Consider the following 278-nt stretch of genomic DNA (forward strand, 5'->3'; position numbering starts at 1 on the left):
AATAGATCCTCAAACCAACTTGTTGATTATCAACTACCGGCGATGACTGGGTTTCCTGGAGTTTTGTCTAACTTAGATGCAACTGTTGAAAACGAAGGTATTGAGCTTGCACTTCAAACCCGAAACATTGAAACTGAAAATATTAGATGGTCGTCCATCTTTAATATAACGTTCCCCAAGACTAGACTCGTCGAGTTTCCTGGACTTGAAACGTCTCCATACGCTTCACAATTCAAAATTGGCGAACCCCTGTCCATCCAACGCGGATACGTCTGGGC

1 protein-coding gene is annotated in these 278 nt (G+C 43.2%); it reads left to right on the forward strand.

The features are described 5' to 3' along the window. Positions 1-278, forward strand: a 278-nt coding sequence (locus KK062_RS30290) for a hypothetical protein (protein WP_254088121.1), incomplete at both ends; no start/stop codon positions are given.

The organism is Dawidia cretensis, assembly GCF_018598175.1.
Taxonomy (GTDB): Bacteria; Bacteroidota; Bacteroidia; order Cytophagales; family Cyclobacteriaceae; genus Ohtaekwangia; species Ohtaekwangia cretensis.